The organism is Zhongshania aquimaris, from assembly GCF_019312595.1.
In the GTDB taxonomy this organism is placed as follows: Bacteria; Pseudomonadota; Gammaproteobacteria; order Pseudomonadales; family Spongiibacteraceae; genus Spongiibacter; species Spongiibacter aquimaris.
Genome location: NZ_JAHWDQ010000003.1, coordinates 25,429 through 42,167 on the forward strand (window position 1 = coordinate 25,429; position 16,739 = coordinate 42,167).

At 47.3% G+C, this 16,739-nt stretch carries 10 protein-coding genes; 6 read left to right on the plus strand and 4 right to left on the minus strand.

Features of this window, described 5'->3' with window-relative positions; translation table 11 throughout:
* Position 1: 1 nt before the first annotated feature.
* Complete coding sequence (locus KXJ70_RS11750) at positions 2–718, plus strand: phosphatase PAP2 family protein (protein WP_219043711.1); 717 nt, start codon at positions 2–4, stop codon at positions 716–718.
* A gap of 132 nt (positions 719–850) precedes the next feature.
* On the opposite strand, the gene KXJ70_RS11755 is transcribed toward KXJ70_RS11750, so the two are convergent.
* The 3 genes from KXJ70_RS11755 to KXJ70_RS11765 form a co-directional block, all read right to left on the minus strand.
* Complete coding sequence (locus KXJ70_RS11755; protein WP_219043712.1) at positions 851–3,976, minus strand: efflux RND transporter permease subunit; 3,126 nt, start codon at positions 3,974–3,976, stop codon at positions 851–853.
* A gap of 11 nt (positions 3,977–3,987) precedes the next feature.
* On the minus strand, positions 3,988–4,911 hold the full coding sequence (locus KXJ70_RS11760) for an efflux RND transporter periplasmic adaptor subunit (protein WP_219043713.1): 924 nt from the start codon (positions 4,909–4,911) through the stop codon (positions 3,988–3,990).
* 73 nt (positions 4,912–4,984) lie between these two features.
* Positions 4,985–6,256 (minus strand): TolC family protein, encoded by a 1,272-nt coding sequence (locus KXJ70_RS11765; RefSeq protein WP_219043714.1) that lies wholly within the window; start codon positions 6,254–6,256, stop codon positions 4,985–4,987.
* Positions 6,257–6,954: 698 nt separating this feature from the next.
* Here KXJ70_RS11765 and KXJ70_RS11770 point away from each other — a divergent pair.
* From KXJ70_RS11770 to KXJ70_RS11790, 5 genes are all read left to right on the plus strand, one after another.
* Positions 6,955–7,941: a sulfotransferase gene (locus tag KXJ70_RS11770; protein WP_219043715.1), complete on the plus strand. Its 987-nt coding sequence runs from the start codon at positions 6,955–6,957 to the stop codon at positions 7,939–7,941.
* A gap of 618 nt (positions 7,942–8,559) precedes the next feature.
* On the plus strand, positions 8,560–12,654 hold the full coding sequence (locus KXJ70_RS11775) for a non-ribosomal peptide synthetase (protein ID WP_219043716.1): 4,095 nt from the start codon (positions 8,560–8,562) through the stop codon (positions 12,652–12,654).
* 94 nt (positions 12,655–12,748) lie between these two features.
* Positions 12,749–14,149: a glycosyltransferase gene (locus tag KXJ70_RS11780; protein WP_219043717.1), complete on the plus strand. Its 1,401-nt coding sequence runs from the start codon at positions 12,749–12,751 to the stop codon at positions 14,147–14,149.
* Between the two features lie 56 nt (positions 14,150–14,205).
* Positions 14,206–14,883: a 4'-phosphopantetheinyl transferase family protein gene (locus KXJ70_RS11785; protein WP_219043718.1), complete on the plus strand. Its 678-nt coding sequence runs from the start codon at positions 14,206–14,208 to the stop codon at positions 14,881–14,883.
* A gap of 89 nt (positions 14,884–14,972) precedes the next feature.
* Positions 14,973–15,878, plus strand: coding sequence for a cation diffusion facilitator family transporter (locus KXJ70_RS11790; protein WP_219043719.1), 906 nt, complete (start codon positions 14,973–14,975; stop codon positions 15,876–15,878).
* A 56-nt stretch (positions 15,879–15,934) separates the two neighbouring features.
* On the opposite strand, the gene modA is transcribed toward KXJ70_RS11790, so the two are convergent.
* A complete protein-coding gene (gene modA / locus KXJ70_RS11795) occupies positions 15,935–16,693 on the minus strand; it encodes a molybdate ABC transporter substrate-binding protein (protein WP_255558439.1) in 759 nt (252 codons plus the stop codon).
* Positions 16,694–16,739 lie beyond the last annotated feature (46 nt).

A 16,739-nucleotide genomic window follows, 5' to 3' on the forward strand; every position in this document is an offset into this window, starting at 1 on the left:
AATGAGCCCCTTAAAGCAAATATTGTGGTCTATTCTCGCGCTGTTCGTGCTGTTGCTTTGTTTTGAGAATACGAATCTCGACCTCCTTGTCCAAGACTACTTTTATAACGACAGCGCTCAACAATGGATTTTAGATACCTCGCACCCAGTACTGCACTTTCTTTTATATGACGGTGCCAAGGCGGCCGTTATTTGCTGGGAGATACTACTGCTTATTGCGCTGATCTTTTTCAGAAAGAAACCAATCGTGAATGCGTATAGACAGGGAATCACTATCGTTTTAATTGCCATCCCCCTGTCGGCAGGCTTGGTGTCAGCCCTTAAAAATTCGACCAATATCGCCTGCCCATACGCTTTATCCCATTACGGCGGGGATATCCCCTATGTCCGCATTTTTGATCTTTACCCTGTCGGTCTGCGCCCTCAAAAACAACAGCGTTGCTTCCCGGCGGGGCACGCGAGTGCTGGATTTGCACTCTTGGCGCTGTATTACTTGCCAAAGACCCAAAAGCGGAAAAATCAATTCCTTGCTTTAGCCCTAGGTGCTGGTATGGCGATGGGCACTTACAAAATGCTGCTTGGCCACCACTTTATCAGCCACACACTGATCACAATGGTACTGTGCTGGTTAATGGTGAATATCGTCGCCTTATGTACACAGCGATTCTCAAGCACAGAACCATCTGAATACACGGCTATCAATAGCAAGACAGGCTAAACCTGTGTTCAATTGCAATCAAATAACTGAAAGTGCGTTACTACACCCCAAAACTGTACGTAATTTGCGAACTGGCAGAAGACTTAAATTGGGGTTGGGTAGAGGCCTCCCCCTACCCCGCCCATCTTCTATCTATTCCTTTATCAATAAATTGCTTAATTCATCTTTCCGATGAACCCAGCGATACAGCACCGGTAGCACAAATAAGGTGAGTAGTGTGGACGACAATATCCCGCCAATGACCACCGTGGCTAAGGGCCGCTGAACCTCTGCACCCGTACCTGTGTTTAGGGCCATAGGAACAAAGCCTAAACTTGCGACCAGCGCGGTCATTAACACTGGGCGAAGTCGTGTTATCGCACCCTCGGTAACGGCAAGTATTAAATCCCCTTTTTCCCGCCAAAGATCTTTAATAAAGGAGAGCATTACCAAGCCGTTCAGCACGGCAACTCCAGAAAGTGCAATGAAGCCGACACCTGCTGAGATCGACATGGGCATATCACGTAGGGCAAGCGCAAAAACGCCGCCGCTTAGGGCTAGTGGTACGCCGGTAAAGATTATTAGCGCGTCCTTTAAAGAACCAAATGCCATCGCTAACAGCGCAAGAATCAGTGCGAGGGTAAGCGGTACAACAATAGTGAGACGCTCACTCGCCGATGCTAATTGCTCAAACGTACCGCCATAATCAAGCCAATAGCCGGCGGGTATATTTACCTCGCTTTCAATTTTTTGCTGTACTTCCTCTACAAAACTGCCAAGGTCACGGCCCTGCACATTGGCGGTTACCACGAGGCGGCGTTTGCCATTTTCACGGCTAATTTGTGCGGGGCCAGGCGATACATCCAATATCGCAATTTCAGACATGGGCACAAAGCCACCACTGGGTAAAGGCACCGGCAAAAACGCCAATCTTTCGATATCGTCTCTTACGGTGTCGGGTAGCCGTACTACGATATCGAATCGACGGTCTCCCTCAAAGAGCACGCCGGCGTTTTCACCGCCAATTGCGGTTGCTAGCCAATCTTGCAGATCACCCACATTAAGTCCGTAGCGGCCTAAGGCAGTGCGTATAGGAATAATCGACAAGGTCGGCAATCCAGTTACTTGCTCTAAGCGAACGTCTGCTGCGCCACTCACTGCCTGAACTACGGCGAGCACATCGTTGCCACTTGCTAGTAACTGTTCCAGATCATCACCAAAGATCTTTATGCCTAAATCTGCGCGAACACCTGAAATAAGCTCGTTAAAGCGCATTTGTATTGGTTGAGTAAACTCGTAGTTATTGCCCGGCAACTCGGCGAGCGCCAAGCGCATTTCATCTAGAAGTTGTTGTTTTGTTTTGCTTGAGTCCGGCCACTGATTACGGGGTTTCAAAATAATATAATTGTCTGCCACATTGGGGGGCATGGGGTCAGTCGCCAACTCAGCCGCTCCGATACGAGCGAATACTTTATCGACTTCCGGAAAGGATTTTATTCGCAGTTCTAGGGATTCTTGCATCTTTATCGCTTGCTCCAACCCCGTTCCAGGAATTCGCATAGCGTGCAAGGCAATATCTCCTTCATTAAGCTGAGGAACAAATTCCCTTCCCAATTGACTTGCCAGATAAAGACTACCTAGCACTATGCCAAAAGCGGTGATTACAACGGTGCGCGGAAATTTGAGTGCAAGCTGTAACAGCGGTTTGTAGTTGCTTTTTGCAATCCGAATAGCCGCACCCTCTTTTTCACTAATGTGGCCTTTTAAAAATATTGCTACGGCTGCTGGCACGACGGTAATAGACAGCAACATCGCTGATAGCAAGGCCATCACGACGGTAGCGGCCATTGGGTGAAACATTTTCCCTTCTACACCGGTCAATGAAAACAAGGGAATGTACACAATCGTAATAATAGCCACGCCAAAGAGGCTGGGACGAATTACTTCTGAACTTGCTTCATACACAACATTTAAACGTTCACGCAGGGCTAGCTGACCGGAAGTTTGAGCATGGGCAAGACGTCGAATGCAGTTTTCAACAATAATGACCGCACCATCAACTATTAAACCAAAGTCCAAGGCGCCTAAACTCATTAAGTTAGCGGAGACACCCGCCTTCACCATGCCGGTGATGGTCATTAACATTGCCAGTGGAATGATCGCCGCGGTAATTAACGCTGCTCGTATATTTCCCAATAAGAGGAGTAACACCGCGATGACAAGTAAGGAGCCTTCAAGCAAGTTTTTACTGACTGTGGCAATCGCTTTATCAACCAGCGCGGTGCGATCATAAACAGGGCTAGCGACGACACCTTCAGGCAGAGACTCCTGAATACGCTCAAGTCGACTAGCAACACGCTTAGCGACGGTTCGCGAGTTTTCGCCAATCAACATCATAGCCGTACCAAGCACAGTTTCTACACCATCTTGGGTGGCCGCACCGGTACGTAATTCTTTGCCAATGGCAATGCTGGCGATATCACTGATTTTAATCGGGATACCATCATGCTGATCAACAATAATGCTGGCAATATCATCTATTGATGATAATTGGCCCGGTGATCGCACGACCAACTGCTGCCCTTCTCGCTCAATATAGCCTGCACCGCGATTAGAGTTATTGCGTTTCAGGGCCTCGACAATGTCGGCCATGGCTAAGTTGAATTGCAGTAGCAGCTGAACATTTGGCGCTATGTGATATTGCTTGTTATAGCCGCCAATACTGTTGATCTCAACAACGCCTTTAACCAAGCTCAGCTGAGGTTTGATTATCCAGTCCTGTATTTCTCGCAACGCCATTGCGTCGTAGGGTTGGCCGTTTGCCCGCACGGCATCGGGTAAGGCCCGCACGGTGTACATAAATATTTCGCCAAGGCCGGTGGAGATCGGCCCCATCTCCGGTTCGATGCCGGCCGGCAAACTACTTTTTATCGCTGAGAGTTTGCTGTTTATTACATTTCTTGCGAAATAAATGTCAGTTGAATCGGTAAATACCGCGGTTACTTGGGATAATCCATAGCGGGATACGGAACGCGTATACTCTAGCCCAGGCAGCCCTGCTAGCGCTTTCTCCACTGGGTAGGTAATACGCTGCTCTACTTCAAGTGGCGAATAAGCGGGTGCGGATGTATTGATCTGTACCTGCACATTGGTGATGTCAGGAACCGCATCGATAGCGAGTTTTTGAAAATTCCAAATTCCCGCCGCCACTATAATCAAAATACCGCATATAAAAACGACACGCCGCGCTATAGCGAGGCGTAAAATGGTATCAATCATTCTATTACCCCTCAGTGCTCGTGCGTAGATTCAGTTTTTTCAATATCTGCTTTTATTAAATAACTATTTTCAAATACATATTCAGCACCTGCCTCGACACCAGAGCGTATCTCAGTGTATTGCCGATCGCTTTCCCCCAGGTGAACCGGAGTAAAAAGGTAGCCCTCATGTTCTTTTACAAAGATGCCAGTTTCCCCATTTATTATCTGTAAGGCAGATTTATTAACTGCCAGCTCGGCCATGAAATCGGCAATAACAATTTCTCCTTCCACCATCATGCCCGGTAGCCAGTTACCATTTTGATTGTCGACTTTGGCGCGGGCTAAAATATATGGCTCTCCATCATCGGCCGGCAATAATTGCGATATAAGGGTGTTCACTTGTCTTTCACCAAGCTGAATACTCACCGCTTGGCCATGCCGAACGTGCAATAGCTGCGAAGGGAAAATGCGCAACTCTGCCCAAAGAGACTCCGTACTTAGAATTGAAAAAAGTATTTGGTCTTGCGTCATTTCTCCGGCGTTGGCATGGCGTTGGACGATAATACCGTTTATCGGCGCTTTTATTTCGTATGTCTTCAGGCTTTCATTGGACTCGACCAAGGCAAGTAGATCACCGGTATTGACAGTGTCACCTATGTTGATAGCGACACTCCGGATTACGCCTGGAAAGCGCGCCCGAATATGACTGCTCTGCTCAGCAGAGCTCATTAATCTGCCAAAACTCAGTACAGACTTCTGCAATGTCTGAGGCCCGACTGTAGAGGTTCTGATTCCGAGTTCCGCTGCCATAGCCTCTTTGATTTGAGTACCACTTTCTTCATGATGTGGTGTCGCGTCGCCTTCCTGCGCTCCTTGCGCATGGGTGGCGCTCGCCAATGTGAGCTGTGGAAATAGGAAAAAGATAGAAAAAAGTAAACACAATGCGTTCTTCATATTGATGTCCTGAAAATGCTTTATCCATACGCTGACAGCGGGTCAATTTCTTTCATTAAGACCCGTGTCGAAACTAAAGTGGCTCTGCGATTAATTGTTCGATAATGGCCTGATTTAACGAGGCTGCTGCCGCATTATCGATAAGTGCCCGCTTGGCAGTGAGTAGTTCTTCTTGCGCGATAATCCAATCTTGATAGCGATAGCGGCCGGCCTGATAGGCTTTCTCTGTATCGCTGAGAATCGAGACCAAGGCGGGAATAATGGTCTGCTGATAAACCCTGACCGATTTAGCATGCTGCTGATACTGCGAGTACGCTTCATATAGCTGCACATGGAATTTGGCGAGTCCGTACTGCTTTGAATATTCAACCTCGTCGTACGCTGCCCGTGCCGAATTCGTCTCACTAGCGTTGCGTCGGTCGCTAAATAGGGGGATAGATATACCGGCTATCAATGCGTTGTCGCCAGTCTCCTCAAATCGTCGCACACCGACTTGCCAACTAATATCCGTGGAAGATTGGGTTTGTGCCAAGGCCAACTCGGCTTTTTTCAAACGCGCATCACTGGCATATCGGGTGATGAAGGGGGAACGGCTGGCACGCTGGTAAAGATCGCTATAGCTTGGCGGTGAAGTAAAGTTGTAAAGACTGCCATCGACACCGTCCCAAGCTGGTGAGGTCTCCCGCCAAAAGGAAGCGAGCTTCATCACTAAACGCTGATGGCTTTGCTGTAATCCACTTAAGCGCAACTCGGCTTGAGCTAGTGCCGCGGCAGCCCGTTTCACCTCTAAGTCAGCGACAGCACCTTGCACTGCCCGCTTCTTAACTACGGTGAGTGTGTGCTTGGCGAGATCGAGCCCCTCCTTCGCAACGGCTATCATTTCCTGCGCTTTAATCGCCTTTATAAAGTTTGAGGTAAGCGCACCGAGAATATCGAGGGTAAAAATTTTTCGCTCATCTTCTAATAGCTGCAAGCGAGTAGAAGCAAGAGAAACTCGAGCACTGCGTTTATCGCCTAGTTCCATGACGGATGATAAGGCTAATGTTGTCTCCGCCGATTTACTTGATGCGTAGTCGCCACTACCAGCAAAGTTTTCTACTTCAACACTGGCGCTCACGCGCGGTCGTAATTTTTGCGTTGCAAGCTGCGACGCTAGACCTGATTGCTTAAGATCATACTGGTGGAGTTGAGGATTCTGCGCGAGGGTTTTTGTAATCGCTGTTGCTAAGCTTATATTTCGATTAGTAGCGTGCGCACAAATCGGCGCATTAAACAAGCCGAATACAATCAAGCAAAGTGGTACTAGGCGGCGCGCACGCTCACCTAGGCGGTATGAGGAAGACATAGCAGTAATTTCCTGTGCAATAGAATCTGTTACCGATACATATCGGTAGTTTCATACGACAAGAACTAAGCTATGGGAGGACGATGCAATGAACTGCTGACTTTCCTTGGTTGCTGGATGACAGCGTTGAATTTAGTTGTGGATTGTAGTGATACGCCAAAATTCAAATCAGATGGCGGTAATACAGAGGTAGTGACGCCGTGGCAGTGACAGCAATGTTGGCAATCGAGAGAGTTAGTAAGCGGTTCTGCTAAACCACTTTGAACCGGCACATGTGTAAGCTCAGTGTTTACACCGTGCGGAGCTACGTCCTCATGTTGAGTAATAGCTTCGTGTTGACTAGTCGTTTGGTGAAAACGATGCACGTCAGCGATTGCCGCAAAAGATTGCAGCAATATCGCTATGGCTAAAAATAAGCGTATTGACGTACCTTGCACCTGCGCCTCGTTCCGATACTGGGCTAATTCGGTGTTAGTGTATAAGAAGCTGGTGAAAGTTCAAACCGATATTCTTTCTCCTATAGCGCCTCCAAAAGCCATCGCCATTATTAAACTGATTTGCGTATCACCGCTAGCAACTGACAGCAAGTCTCGGGAATGTTAACGCGGTCCGGTTTTTGCTCGTGGAATTTCGTACACTTGCTCGGGATTTTATACTCCCTTTTCATCTTGGCCTACAGGCTTATATCGAGTTAGTACATGACGTGTATTACAGAGCCTAATTTTCCGTCGACGAATGAAGACGCAAGTCAATTAGAAGCCATCCGTGCCCTGCCGGTAAGACCTGTTTTTATTATGGGCCTTCACCGTTCGGGAACGACTTTTCTATATGACTGTATTGCGAAGTCATTTCCGGTAGCTCATCTAAGTCTTTATCACCTTCTGTATTTTGACCGCCTACTTGTCAACAAAGAGCGTGGCAGCGAGCAACAAGATAGAGATTTACTCAACCGCTACTTTGCAGATAAAGGCATTAGCGATAGAAATATTGATGGCACGCATATTAATGCAGATGCCGTTGAAGAATATGGTTTTTTGTTAAGAAAGAAGTCGGGTTCATTCAAACTTAATGATCACAATGCTGATTTCTTTGCACTCTTGTGTCAAAAATTACTAGCTGTCCAAGATGAAACAATGGCAGTTTTAATGAAGAATCCGTGGGACACAGGTAATGCCAAAAGAATTTTAAGCTACTACCCAGATGCCCGGTTTATTTACATTTCCCGTGAACCTATTGCAGTACTCAACAGCATGTTAAATGCATTCCTTTCCTATCTTGAAGGTCCGCAAGATTATCTTGAAATACTGTTAAACGATGGCAATGGACGCAGTAGTTACCGTAGCGGCTATATATTATGGATGGCGCTAAGAGGACTTCGTAAACTAGTTGGCCCTAAAATCACAGCCAGACTTGCGCGGGGGCTGCTTGCCAAGAATGTCGCGCATCAAGTCACAGTCTATCGCCAGGAGCTGCGCGATCTGCCAGCTAACCGAGCGATTGAGGTTGAGTATTCAGCGCTCATTGACAACCCGTCAGCCGTAATGAAAACAATCGCGTCGCTTGTAAATTTACCTCATAGCGATAGCGAGCAAAACATTAAGGTCACACAAAGAAGTAATCTAAATCCAGCCTTAATGAACTATGAAGAAAAATTAAACCAATTAGTTGATACGGCAGCATCTTAGCCCAGGAATAGTCATATCGCTGCTAAGCGATTCTTTCGAAGTCCCCTCTCGCCAAGGCGTCATTCAATCGCGCGCTACGATAGCCCAATGTTTGATTTCCCTGTTTTCAATTCGCCGAACTTGGGCCTTGCTGCTTCTTACTACTTAGTAGAAAAGCCCGCTTGAATATCAGTAGCGCAATGCAAAATGACTCAATTAAAAATAACTATGTCTCACGCCACTATGACACATAATAATAATATGAGCACTTCACACGGGCGTAAATATGTGTAATTGCAGCGTTTAACCTCTGATTTCCTTGTCATTAAAATCTATTCATGAGCACTATGTCACACTATGATGCAAGTATTAATACGTATTATGTAGCGGCAACCAGAAGCAGGAATGGAATAAAGAGCGAAAAGCGTGCTAGCGGCTGTTAGGTGTAATTTCACCTCTAAAACACCTTGGTTTAAGGGTTTTATAACTAAGGGTTACACCGTAAAACGCCAGTATTTCAGCGCTTTTCTCAGATTTGAGCCAGCCCCTTTTTCCTGCTGTCGGAAATTTATAAGAAAATAAATGCGTAACCTGCATCAACTTATTTATATGTAATACGCCTAAATTGAGACTAGTAAAATGACCGAAAGCATAGCCGCAAAATCAACTACTACTTCACAGAGTAGATCCGGCAAAGATGCTAACTACGTAGCCATCGACGCTCTGGCCTTTAACGATCTTAAACCCAACCGGTCGACGGGTCGCCCACTGGTATCACCGGAGCCTCGATTTTTGCCACTGGCGCAGTCTCAACGCGGCCTGTGGTTTGGCGAAAAAATTGGACCCAAAGACGCGATATACAATATCGCTGAATACTGCGAAATTCTCGGCGACATTAATCCCGTTGTTTTCATCGCTGCTCTAAAGCAAATCACCAAAGAAGCCGAAACGACCCGGGTAGAAATTCACGACACCGAAGCTGGGCCAAAACAGATAATACTAGATAGTTATAAAGGCGAATTTCCGTTTATCGACATGAGTGCCTTTGAAGATCCGCGGGCATCGGCAGAAGCGTGGATGATGGAGGAATTGTGTAAGCCCGTTGATCTCGCCTGTGATCCGCTTTGGTTTTGCGCCCTACTTAAGATCAATGAACAGTGCTTTTTCTGGTATCAACGCAGCCACCATGTAGTACTCGACGGCTTCGGCGCAGGGATAATTTCACGGCGTTGCGCCGACATCTACAACGCCTTGATGGAAGAGCGAGATATTGGTGCTAGTCCATTTTTACCCTTGGCGGCACAACTAGAACAAGAACGATCCTATCGCGAATCTTCGCGCCATGATCGGGACCGCAACTACTGGTTGGAACAACTAAAATCGCTTCCAGACCCAGTGTCCTTAACGAGACGCAACGCCATTCGCGCCGGTGGTTTACGGCGCAGCACTGCTCGCCTCACTCCAGATTCAAGTAAAGCCCTACGTTCACTAGGATTGCAAGCGAAGGCAAGTTTGCCTCAGATTTTGATTAGCCTTTTTGCGGCGTACATATACCGTATGACCGGTGCTAACGATTTAGTATTCGGCATGCCGGTCACAGCGCGCGCCAACAGAGAGATGCGCTGTATTCCATCCATGATGGCCAATGCAGTGTCTATTCGATTAACCATGGAGTCTGATTTAACCCTGTCGGACCTAGCCAAGCAAGTTTCTAAAACTGTGCGCGGCTCTTTGCGGCATCAACAATTTCGCTATGAAGATCTACGTCGTGAATTAGGCTTATTGGGCCAAGGGCAGCAAATTTCTTGGGTTGGCGTGAACATAGAACCTTTTGATTACGACTTAAGGTTTGGCGGTCACAAATGCCTCGCGCACAACGTCAGCAATGGGACGGTCGAAGATCTCACTATTTTTGTATACGATCGCGGTGAGTACGACGGCCTGCGTATCGACTTAGACGCCAACCCGGCACTGTATTCCCAACTTGAACTAGATGTGCATCGCGATCGTTTTGTCCGCTTGATTAACGCGATTCTGAGCGATTCGGCTACGCCCATTGGTAAAGTAAATCTATTGTCAGACGAAGAAGCGTATCAATTACTGAATACTTGGAATGCAACAGACAGAGCGCTACCGAACACGAATTTATTGGCGTTATTTGAACAGCAGGTTGCAAAAACGCCAGACGCCACGGCTATCACCTACGGCGATGATAAAATCACGTATCAGCGTCTAGAAGCCAATGTATGTGAACTAAGTCAAACCTTGTTAGAACTCGGTATAGGCACTAGTGATATAGTGGCGATAGCCCTTCCTCGCGATATTTCAATGCCCACTAGCTTGCTCGCTATCATGAAATCCGGTGCGGCTTATCTTCCCCTCGATCCCACTGCGCCTGCCGAGCGCCTGGAAATGATTTTAGAGGAAGCTAAGCCCAGTCTTCTCATTTCAAATTCAACAATTAGTGAAACACTGCTTGGCAACACTACCGCGGTGTTAAATTTAGATGTTTCGAAGGATTTAAATCCCTCTCCATCAGGCTCTACCCAGAACCTGCCAAAGGCACGTGAGATAGACGGTGACTCCAGTGCCTATGTAATCTACACATCGGGTTCTACCGGCCGCCCTAAAGGCGTTGAGATCAGCCATCGAGGCTTACTTAATTTTTTACTGGCAATGCAAGATGAGCTGCAAGTTCTGCCAACTGATAAATTGCTTGCGCTCACCACTGTAGCTTTTGATATTGCTGCACTGGAGCTTTATTTGCCCTTAATAACCGGCGCCGAAGTGGTTATTGCAAGTCGGGAGCACGCCAAAGACCCTGCGAAATTAGCGAGCTTAATTAGTAAAGAATGTATTACCGTGATGCAAGCGACACCGTCGCACTGGCAGGCTTTAATTGTCGATCATGCCGATCAATTGGGAAACATCCGCGCACTGGTTGGCGGTGAGGCTCTCCCGGCGCAACTCGCACATAAAATGCGTAAGCTTGGTCACCCTATTGTGAATCTTTACGGACCAACTGAGACCACTATTTGGTCAACCATTATGCGCCTGGATGGTGACGATTTAGACTCGCCACCGATTGGTCGGCCAATTTTAAATACCAAAGTCTATGTGTTAGATCAAGCCATGCAGCCTGTGCCACTGGGTGCTATTGGTGAACTGTTCATCGGCGGTGCTGGTGTAGCAAAGGGCTATTTACATCGGCCAGAGCTTACTGCCGAGCGCTTCCTCGCCAATCCCTTTGGCGATGGCCGCCTCTATAAAACCGGAGACCTTGCGCGGTGGCGATCAGACGGTGTACTCGAATACCTTGGCCGAAATGATTTTCAAATCAAAATTCGCGGCTTCCGTGTTGAAGCCGAAGAAGTAGAAGCTAAGATCCAACGTTGCGACGGTGTCCAACAAGCCGTCGTTACGCTTCGTGAAAACCCACATGGTGAGAAAAAACTTGTCGCGCACATTGTGCCAGTGCAATTGGACAACAATCTTTTAGCAGAAATAGACACGACGGTACTGCGCAAGCGATTGGAACAAGCGCTGCCAGATTATATGATTCCATCGATATTTATGTGCGTTGATTCTTTGCCTACCAATGTTAATGGCAAATTAGACCGCAACGCACTTCCAGCCCCCCAGTGGCAAGTAAGTCATGAATATATCGCTCCGCGTAACGAGTTAGAAGCTCAGCTCGCTAAGCTCTGGTGTGAGGTCTTTAATATAGAACGCATCGGTGTCCACGATAGCTTTTTCGATCTCGGCGGTGACTCCCTTACCGCGGCAAAGATGGTGTCAAAATTACGAGAACTGACCAAACGCGATATCCCGCTTGCCGCAATATTTGAAGCCAGTACCATCGCCGAGCTAAGTGAGCAGCTGGAGAACCAGCAAAACGTCGATCCACTAGGTATCGTGCTTCCGCTTAAAACCACCGGCACAACAAACCCACTGTTTTGTATTCACCCAGTGATAGGTTTGAGTTGGGCCTATAGCGGCCTTGGCAAATATTTAGCTAGTGAGCAGCTGCTTTACGGTATACAGGCCAGAGGCTTAAGTGAGGAATTTCATAGTAGTGATGCTATTGGTTTACCGCAAAGCATTGGCGAAATGGCCGCTGATTACATTGAGCATATCCGCCACGTGCAGCCAGCAGGCCCTTATAAATTATTGGGCTGGTCCCTAGGCGGCTTGTTAGCACACGAAATTACTAGGCGCTTAGAAGAGGACGGCGAGCAGGTAAGCCATCTGACTGTGCTAGATGCTTATCCGTATATTCAGAACCAAACTCCTAGCAGTGAGGCTCAGCTTGTTTGTAGTGCTCTAAACTTCATGGGACTGCCAACCACATCACTGCCGTCTGGATCGGAAACTATGGCCGCACTCACCGACTTACTTTGTCGCGAGTACGATATTTATAATTTGCCTTTTGTGAAAGAAATGAAGCAAAGCAACGGCGATATTATTGACGAGGTCAAACAGATCATCGAGAACAACCTCGCTATTTCAAGAGAGTTTGTGCCCGGAAAGATCAATGCCGACATGCTATTTATTGCGGCATCACAAACAGCAGAAACGGATATGAATAGCGTGTTGCACAATAATGCCGAGGTTTGGCGCGAGCACGTAGCTAAGTTGAGCGTGCACTCTGTGGACTGTCATCACCAGCAGATGTTTGACGCCCAGCCTTTAGAGATCATAGGCCCATTAATAGCGCAATCTATCAAAGCCTGATTACACGAGTGTTTTTAAAAATACACGCCTGGGAATACGTTTCGTATAGAGATGTAGTTTAAGTAAAGCGTTTTACGCGGAAACCAAAGTAATAATGAATATCACGATTTTTAGTATTGGCACCCAGGGTGACGTACGACCTTTTATTGCATTAGGAATCGGCTTGCAGGCCGAGGGCCACAAAGTCTGTATTGCCAGCGGTAAAACCTGTGAAGCCTTGGTAAAAAATCACGGTCTTAGTTATTCGCCATTAAGCGCTGACTTTCTTGAAGTAATGGCCAAGGATCCGCGTGCAATTCAACGCGGATTGAATCCGCTAAAATTAATGAATACCGCCCGCGCTCATCTGAAAGAGATGGCACAGCACTGGGCGGAAGAAGGCTTAGCCGCTGCAGAGGGGGCTGAGCTATTACTCGGCAATGGTATGATGGCTGTGCTGGCTAACTCTCTTGGCGAGGCCCTGAATATCCCCGCTGTCGAGACGCATTTGCAGCCAGTAACGCCCTGCCCTGACATTCCGCCGATGATGCTCACCCCGCCGGACAACCCCCGCAACGGCGCTATCAACGAGCTGCTTTACCACTTTTTGCGCGCGGTTACCTGGCGAATGCTGAGCGCAGCCTATGGGCCTGTTCGCAAATCTTTAAAACTTAGCGCCTTGCCCTGGTATGGCCCTTATTACCGCCAGAAAAAGCAAGATCGACGCATTCTTTACGGCTTCAGCCCCGCTTTACTGCCGCCCTCGTCAAGCTGGCCTACTGGCGTACAGGTATGTGGAAACTGGTTTTTGAGCGGTGAGTCGCAATGGCGAGCGTCAGAGGAATTACTGGGTTTTTTAGCTGCCGGCGAGAAACCAATCTACTTGGGCTTTGGCAGTATGCTAAGTGACGACACTGATAATCTAAGTGCAATAATATACGAGGCCATTGCGAGAAGCGGCCGCCGAGCCATTATTGCCACAGGCTGGGGCGGACTCGCGGCACAAGTTCAAGACAATGAAAATATCATTGTTATCGACGCGGCGCCGCACGACTGGCTGTTTCCTCAAATGGCCTTAGCGGTACATCATGGGGGCGCAGGTACGACAGCCGCGGCAATTAGGGCCGGGATACCGTCAGTGGTCATCCCCTTTTTTGGCGACCAGCCTTTCTGGGCATGGCGCCTTGCTCAAAATGGCGTCGCGCCCAAAATGCTTAAACGCAAATCACTTAGCGCCGCAGGCTTCGTCGACGCTATTGCAGAGGCAAGCGCCCTTTCTATGCAAAATAGCGCGCGTAAGCTCGCGCAGGAAATCGCAAGAGAAGATGGCGTTAGAACCGCAATTGAATTGCTTCGCCAGTGGGAATTGCTCGGACCATCTGCTAGCCAACCTACTTCTGAGCCGGCTAGAACTGATCGCGGTAGCACAAGTGACATTGGTAAACCTTGCGGAATGAATAGTGGGGGCACAAGTAAAATCACCGATGGCTCAGAAACTACAACATCAACTGTTTAACATTGAGCGCGATAACACCAGCGGTAAACTTCGCACATAGGGCTGATAATATCGCGATGCCTAAATTTCAGGGCATTTGTACCCATTATCGCTTCGATGTAAACCGGTATAGCGACGATCTATATATCCACCATCAAGTGCCCTTTCCCCGCGCATTTCATTCCGCATCGGCGCTGCGCAAGGCGGAGTTTATTGCGGGCCGTATCGCCGCAGAGCAGGCGTTTATCGACTTAGGCCTAAAACCACAAACAATAGCTATAGGCAATCTTCGCGAACCGCTTTGGCCCAATTCAGTCCTTGGCTCCATAAGTCACCACAACGGACATGCTTATTGTTTGATGATGCCGCGACCAGCAAACCTGCATTCGCCAGTCAGACTAGGGATAGATGTAGAATCGCTTATTGGCAATGATGACGTAGATATAATGGGAGAAAATATTATGTCGTCAGCTGAAATTAGCTTAACGTCGACTTATTTTGAACAGCCAGAATTCGCCCTGACCTTGATTTTCTCTGCAAAAGAGTCGCTATTTAAAGCGCTTTGCCCCGCTGTTGGACGCTATTTTGATTTTCTTGATGTTCGTCTTTCAAGCATTAATCTTGACGACAACAGTTTGGCATTTACCTTACGCCATGATCTTTCAATGCACCTTTTAAGAGGATATACCGTCACCGTTCACTGGCAGCAACTCGCTAACGCCGTCGTTACTTGGGTATACCCTGAGCAAATCTAGGGCGTAAAAAACTTCCCTACTTTGAGCAAAGCGCTTAACCTCAAGAGCAGTAGATAATTGTAAAAACCAGTTCTGGGAAGGCGAAGTCAATGCACGACCATCACCATCATCATACCGCTTCTGAACGCATAGGATGGGCTTTTGCCCTTAACTTCTGCTTTACCATCATTGAATTTATCGGTGGCTGCTTAACGAATAGCACCGCGATTATGGCAGATGCGGTACATGATCTCGGCGATTGTCTAGCCATAGGCATGGCGTGGTGGCTAAACAAACTTGGCACCAAAGAAGCCAATAAGCGCTTCAGTTATGGCTTTAGTCGCCTTTCCTTATTGGGCGCTTTAATTAATGGTGTAATTTTAGTATTGGGTTCTTTGTGGGTGCTAAGTGAAGCAATACCGCGGCTGATGAATCCCCAAATGCCGGACGCAGCGGGTATGCTCGGTTTGTCAGTATTGGGTATTGCGGTGAATGGCTTCGCAGCATACAAACTAAATGACGGTAAAACCCTAAATGAGCGAATGCTAAATTGGCATTTGCTTGAAGATGTTTTAGGTTGGCTGGCGATATTCCTTGTGTCTATTGTGTTGATGTTTATTGAATTACCGATTTTAGACCCGGTTTTATCAATAGGCTTTACGCTTTTTATTTTATTTAACGTAGCCAAAAACCTAACAGAAACCCTGCGCTTATTTTTACAGGCAACGCCGGATCATCAATTGCGTGAGCAGATTCTAGAAAATTTAGCCGAGCTGGAGCACGTCAGTGATATACACCACCTGCACCTTTGGTCACTCGATGGCGAGCAACATGTGTTAACGGCGCACTTGCTATTAAAACAACATTACCAGCAAACCGAATTACTGCGCTTAAAAACATTGATAGCCAGCGCGATGAAAGGCCTCCCCCTAAGCCACACAACCATCGAGTTTGAATTCCCCGATGAATCTTGTCGTGATGACCACCAATCTGAACTATCCCAACATCATCATTAAATGTCGTAAACGGTAAAAATAAATATTGTGGCGTCTAGCAGATCCGCTCAAACAGACTATTCCACAAGTCCATAGCCAAAAGAGCGAATAATGGTCTTAGCTTTTTCCGATTTTAAAAAAGCGATAAATTCCTTAGCCGCAATACTATTTTCTCCCGCTTTAAGCAGTACTGCGTCTTGCTTGATTGGACGATAAAGTTTTGGGGGCACAATCCAAGCAGAACCACTTTTCAGCACGCTGTTTTTCATAATCTGAGACACCGCGACAAAGCCAATATCAGCGTTACCCGTACTAACAAATTGGTACGTTTGGGCAATGTTTTCGCCCGTTACCCAGGAATTACGAGTTGAGTTTTCAAGAGATAAATGACGTAACACATCGAGCGCAGCGGTGCCGTATGGTGCCAGTAAGGGGTTAGCCAAGGCTAATTTATTAAAGTGTCCTAAACGCAAAACCTCGCCATTTTCATCCACAAAGTCCGATTTAGATGACCAAAGCGCTAAGGCGCCAACAGCGTAGGTAAATCGATTTTTAGGGGTAACTAACCCGGCCTTTATTAACGCCTCTGGTTTTGTTTGGTCGGCAGACAGAAAAACCTGAAATGGCGCACCGTGGCGTATTTGCGCATAAAATTTTCCGGAAGAACCATAGGATACATTGAGGGAGTGACCAGTTGTCTCTCCAAATTCGTCGCCGAGCTGTCGCATCGCGGCGGTGAAGTTCGATGCAACAGCAACAGAAAGTTGGTCTGCATGACTAATGATAGTGATACACATTAAATTTAAACAAACTAGTAACTGACGAGCAGCCCCCATTTTTTTTCCTTGTCGAAATTTTTGTTAGCTAATACGTCTTGCATTC

Excerpts from the sequence above, each read along its gene's own strand:
- KXJ70_RS11750 (WP_219043711.1), top strand. The coding sequence starts at position 2 with ATGAGCCCCTTAAAGCAAATATTGTGGTCTATTCTCGCGCTGTTCGTG.
- KXJ70_RS11755 (WP_219043712.1), bottom strand. The coding sequence starts at position 3,976 with ATGATTGATACCATTTTACGCCTCGCTATAGCGCGGCGTGTCGTTTTT.
- KXJ70_RS11760 (WP_219043713.1), bottom strand. The coding sequence starts at position 4,911 with ATGAAGAACGCATTGTGTTTACTTTTTTCTATCTTTTTCCTATTTCCA.
- KXJ70_RS11765 (WP_219043714.1), bottom strand. The coding sequence starts at position 6,256 with ATGTCTTCCTCATACCGCCTAGGTGAGCGTGCGCGCCGCCTAGTACCA.
- KXJ70_RS11770 (WP_219043715.1), top strand. The coding sequence starts at position 6,955 with ATGACGTGTATTACAGAGCCTAATTTTCCGTCGACGAATGAAGACGCA.
- KXJ70_RS11775 (WP_219043716.1), top strand. The coding sequence starts at position 8,560 with ATGACCGAAAGCATAGCCGCAAAATCAACTACTACTTCACAGAGTAGA.
- KXJ70_RS11780 (WP_219043717.1), top strand. The coding sequence starts at position 12,749 with ATGAATATCACGATTTTTAGTATTGGCACCCAGGGTGACGTACGACCT.
- KXJ70_RS11785 (WP_219043718.1), top strand. The coding sequence starts at position 14,206 with ATGCCTAAATTTCAGGGCATTTGTACCCATTATCGCTTCGATGTAAAC.
- KXJ70_RS11790 (WP_219043719.1), top strand. The coding sequence starts at position 14,973 with ATGCACGACCATCACCATCATCATACCGCTTCTGAACGCATAGGATGG.
- modA (WP_255558439.1), bottom strand. The coding sequence starts at position 16,693 with ATGGGGGCTGCTCGTCAGTTACTAGTTTGTTTAAATTTAATGTGTATC.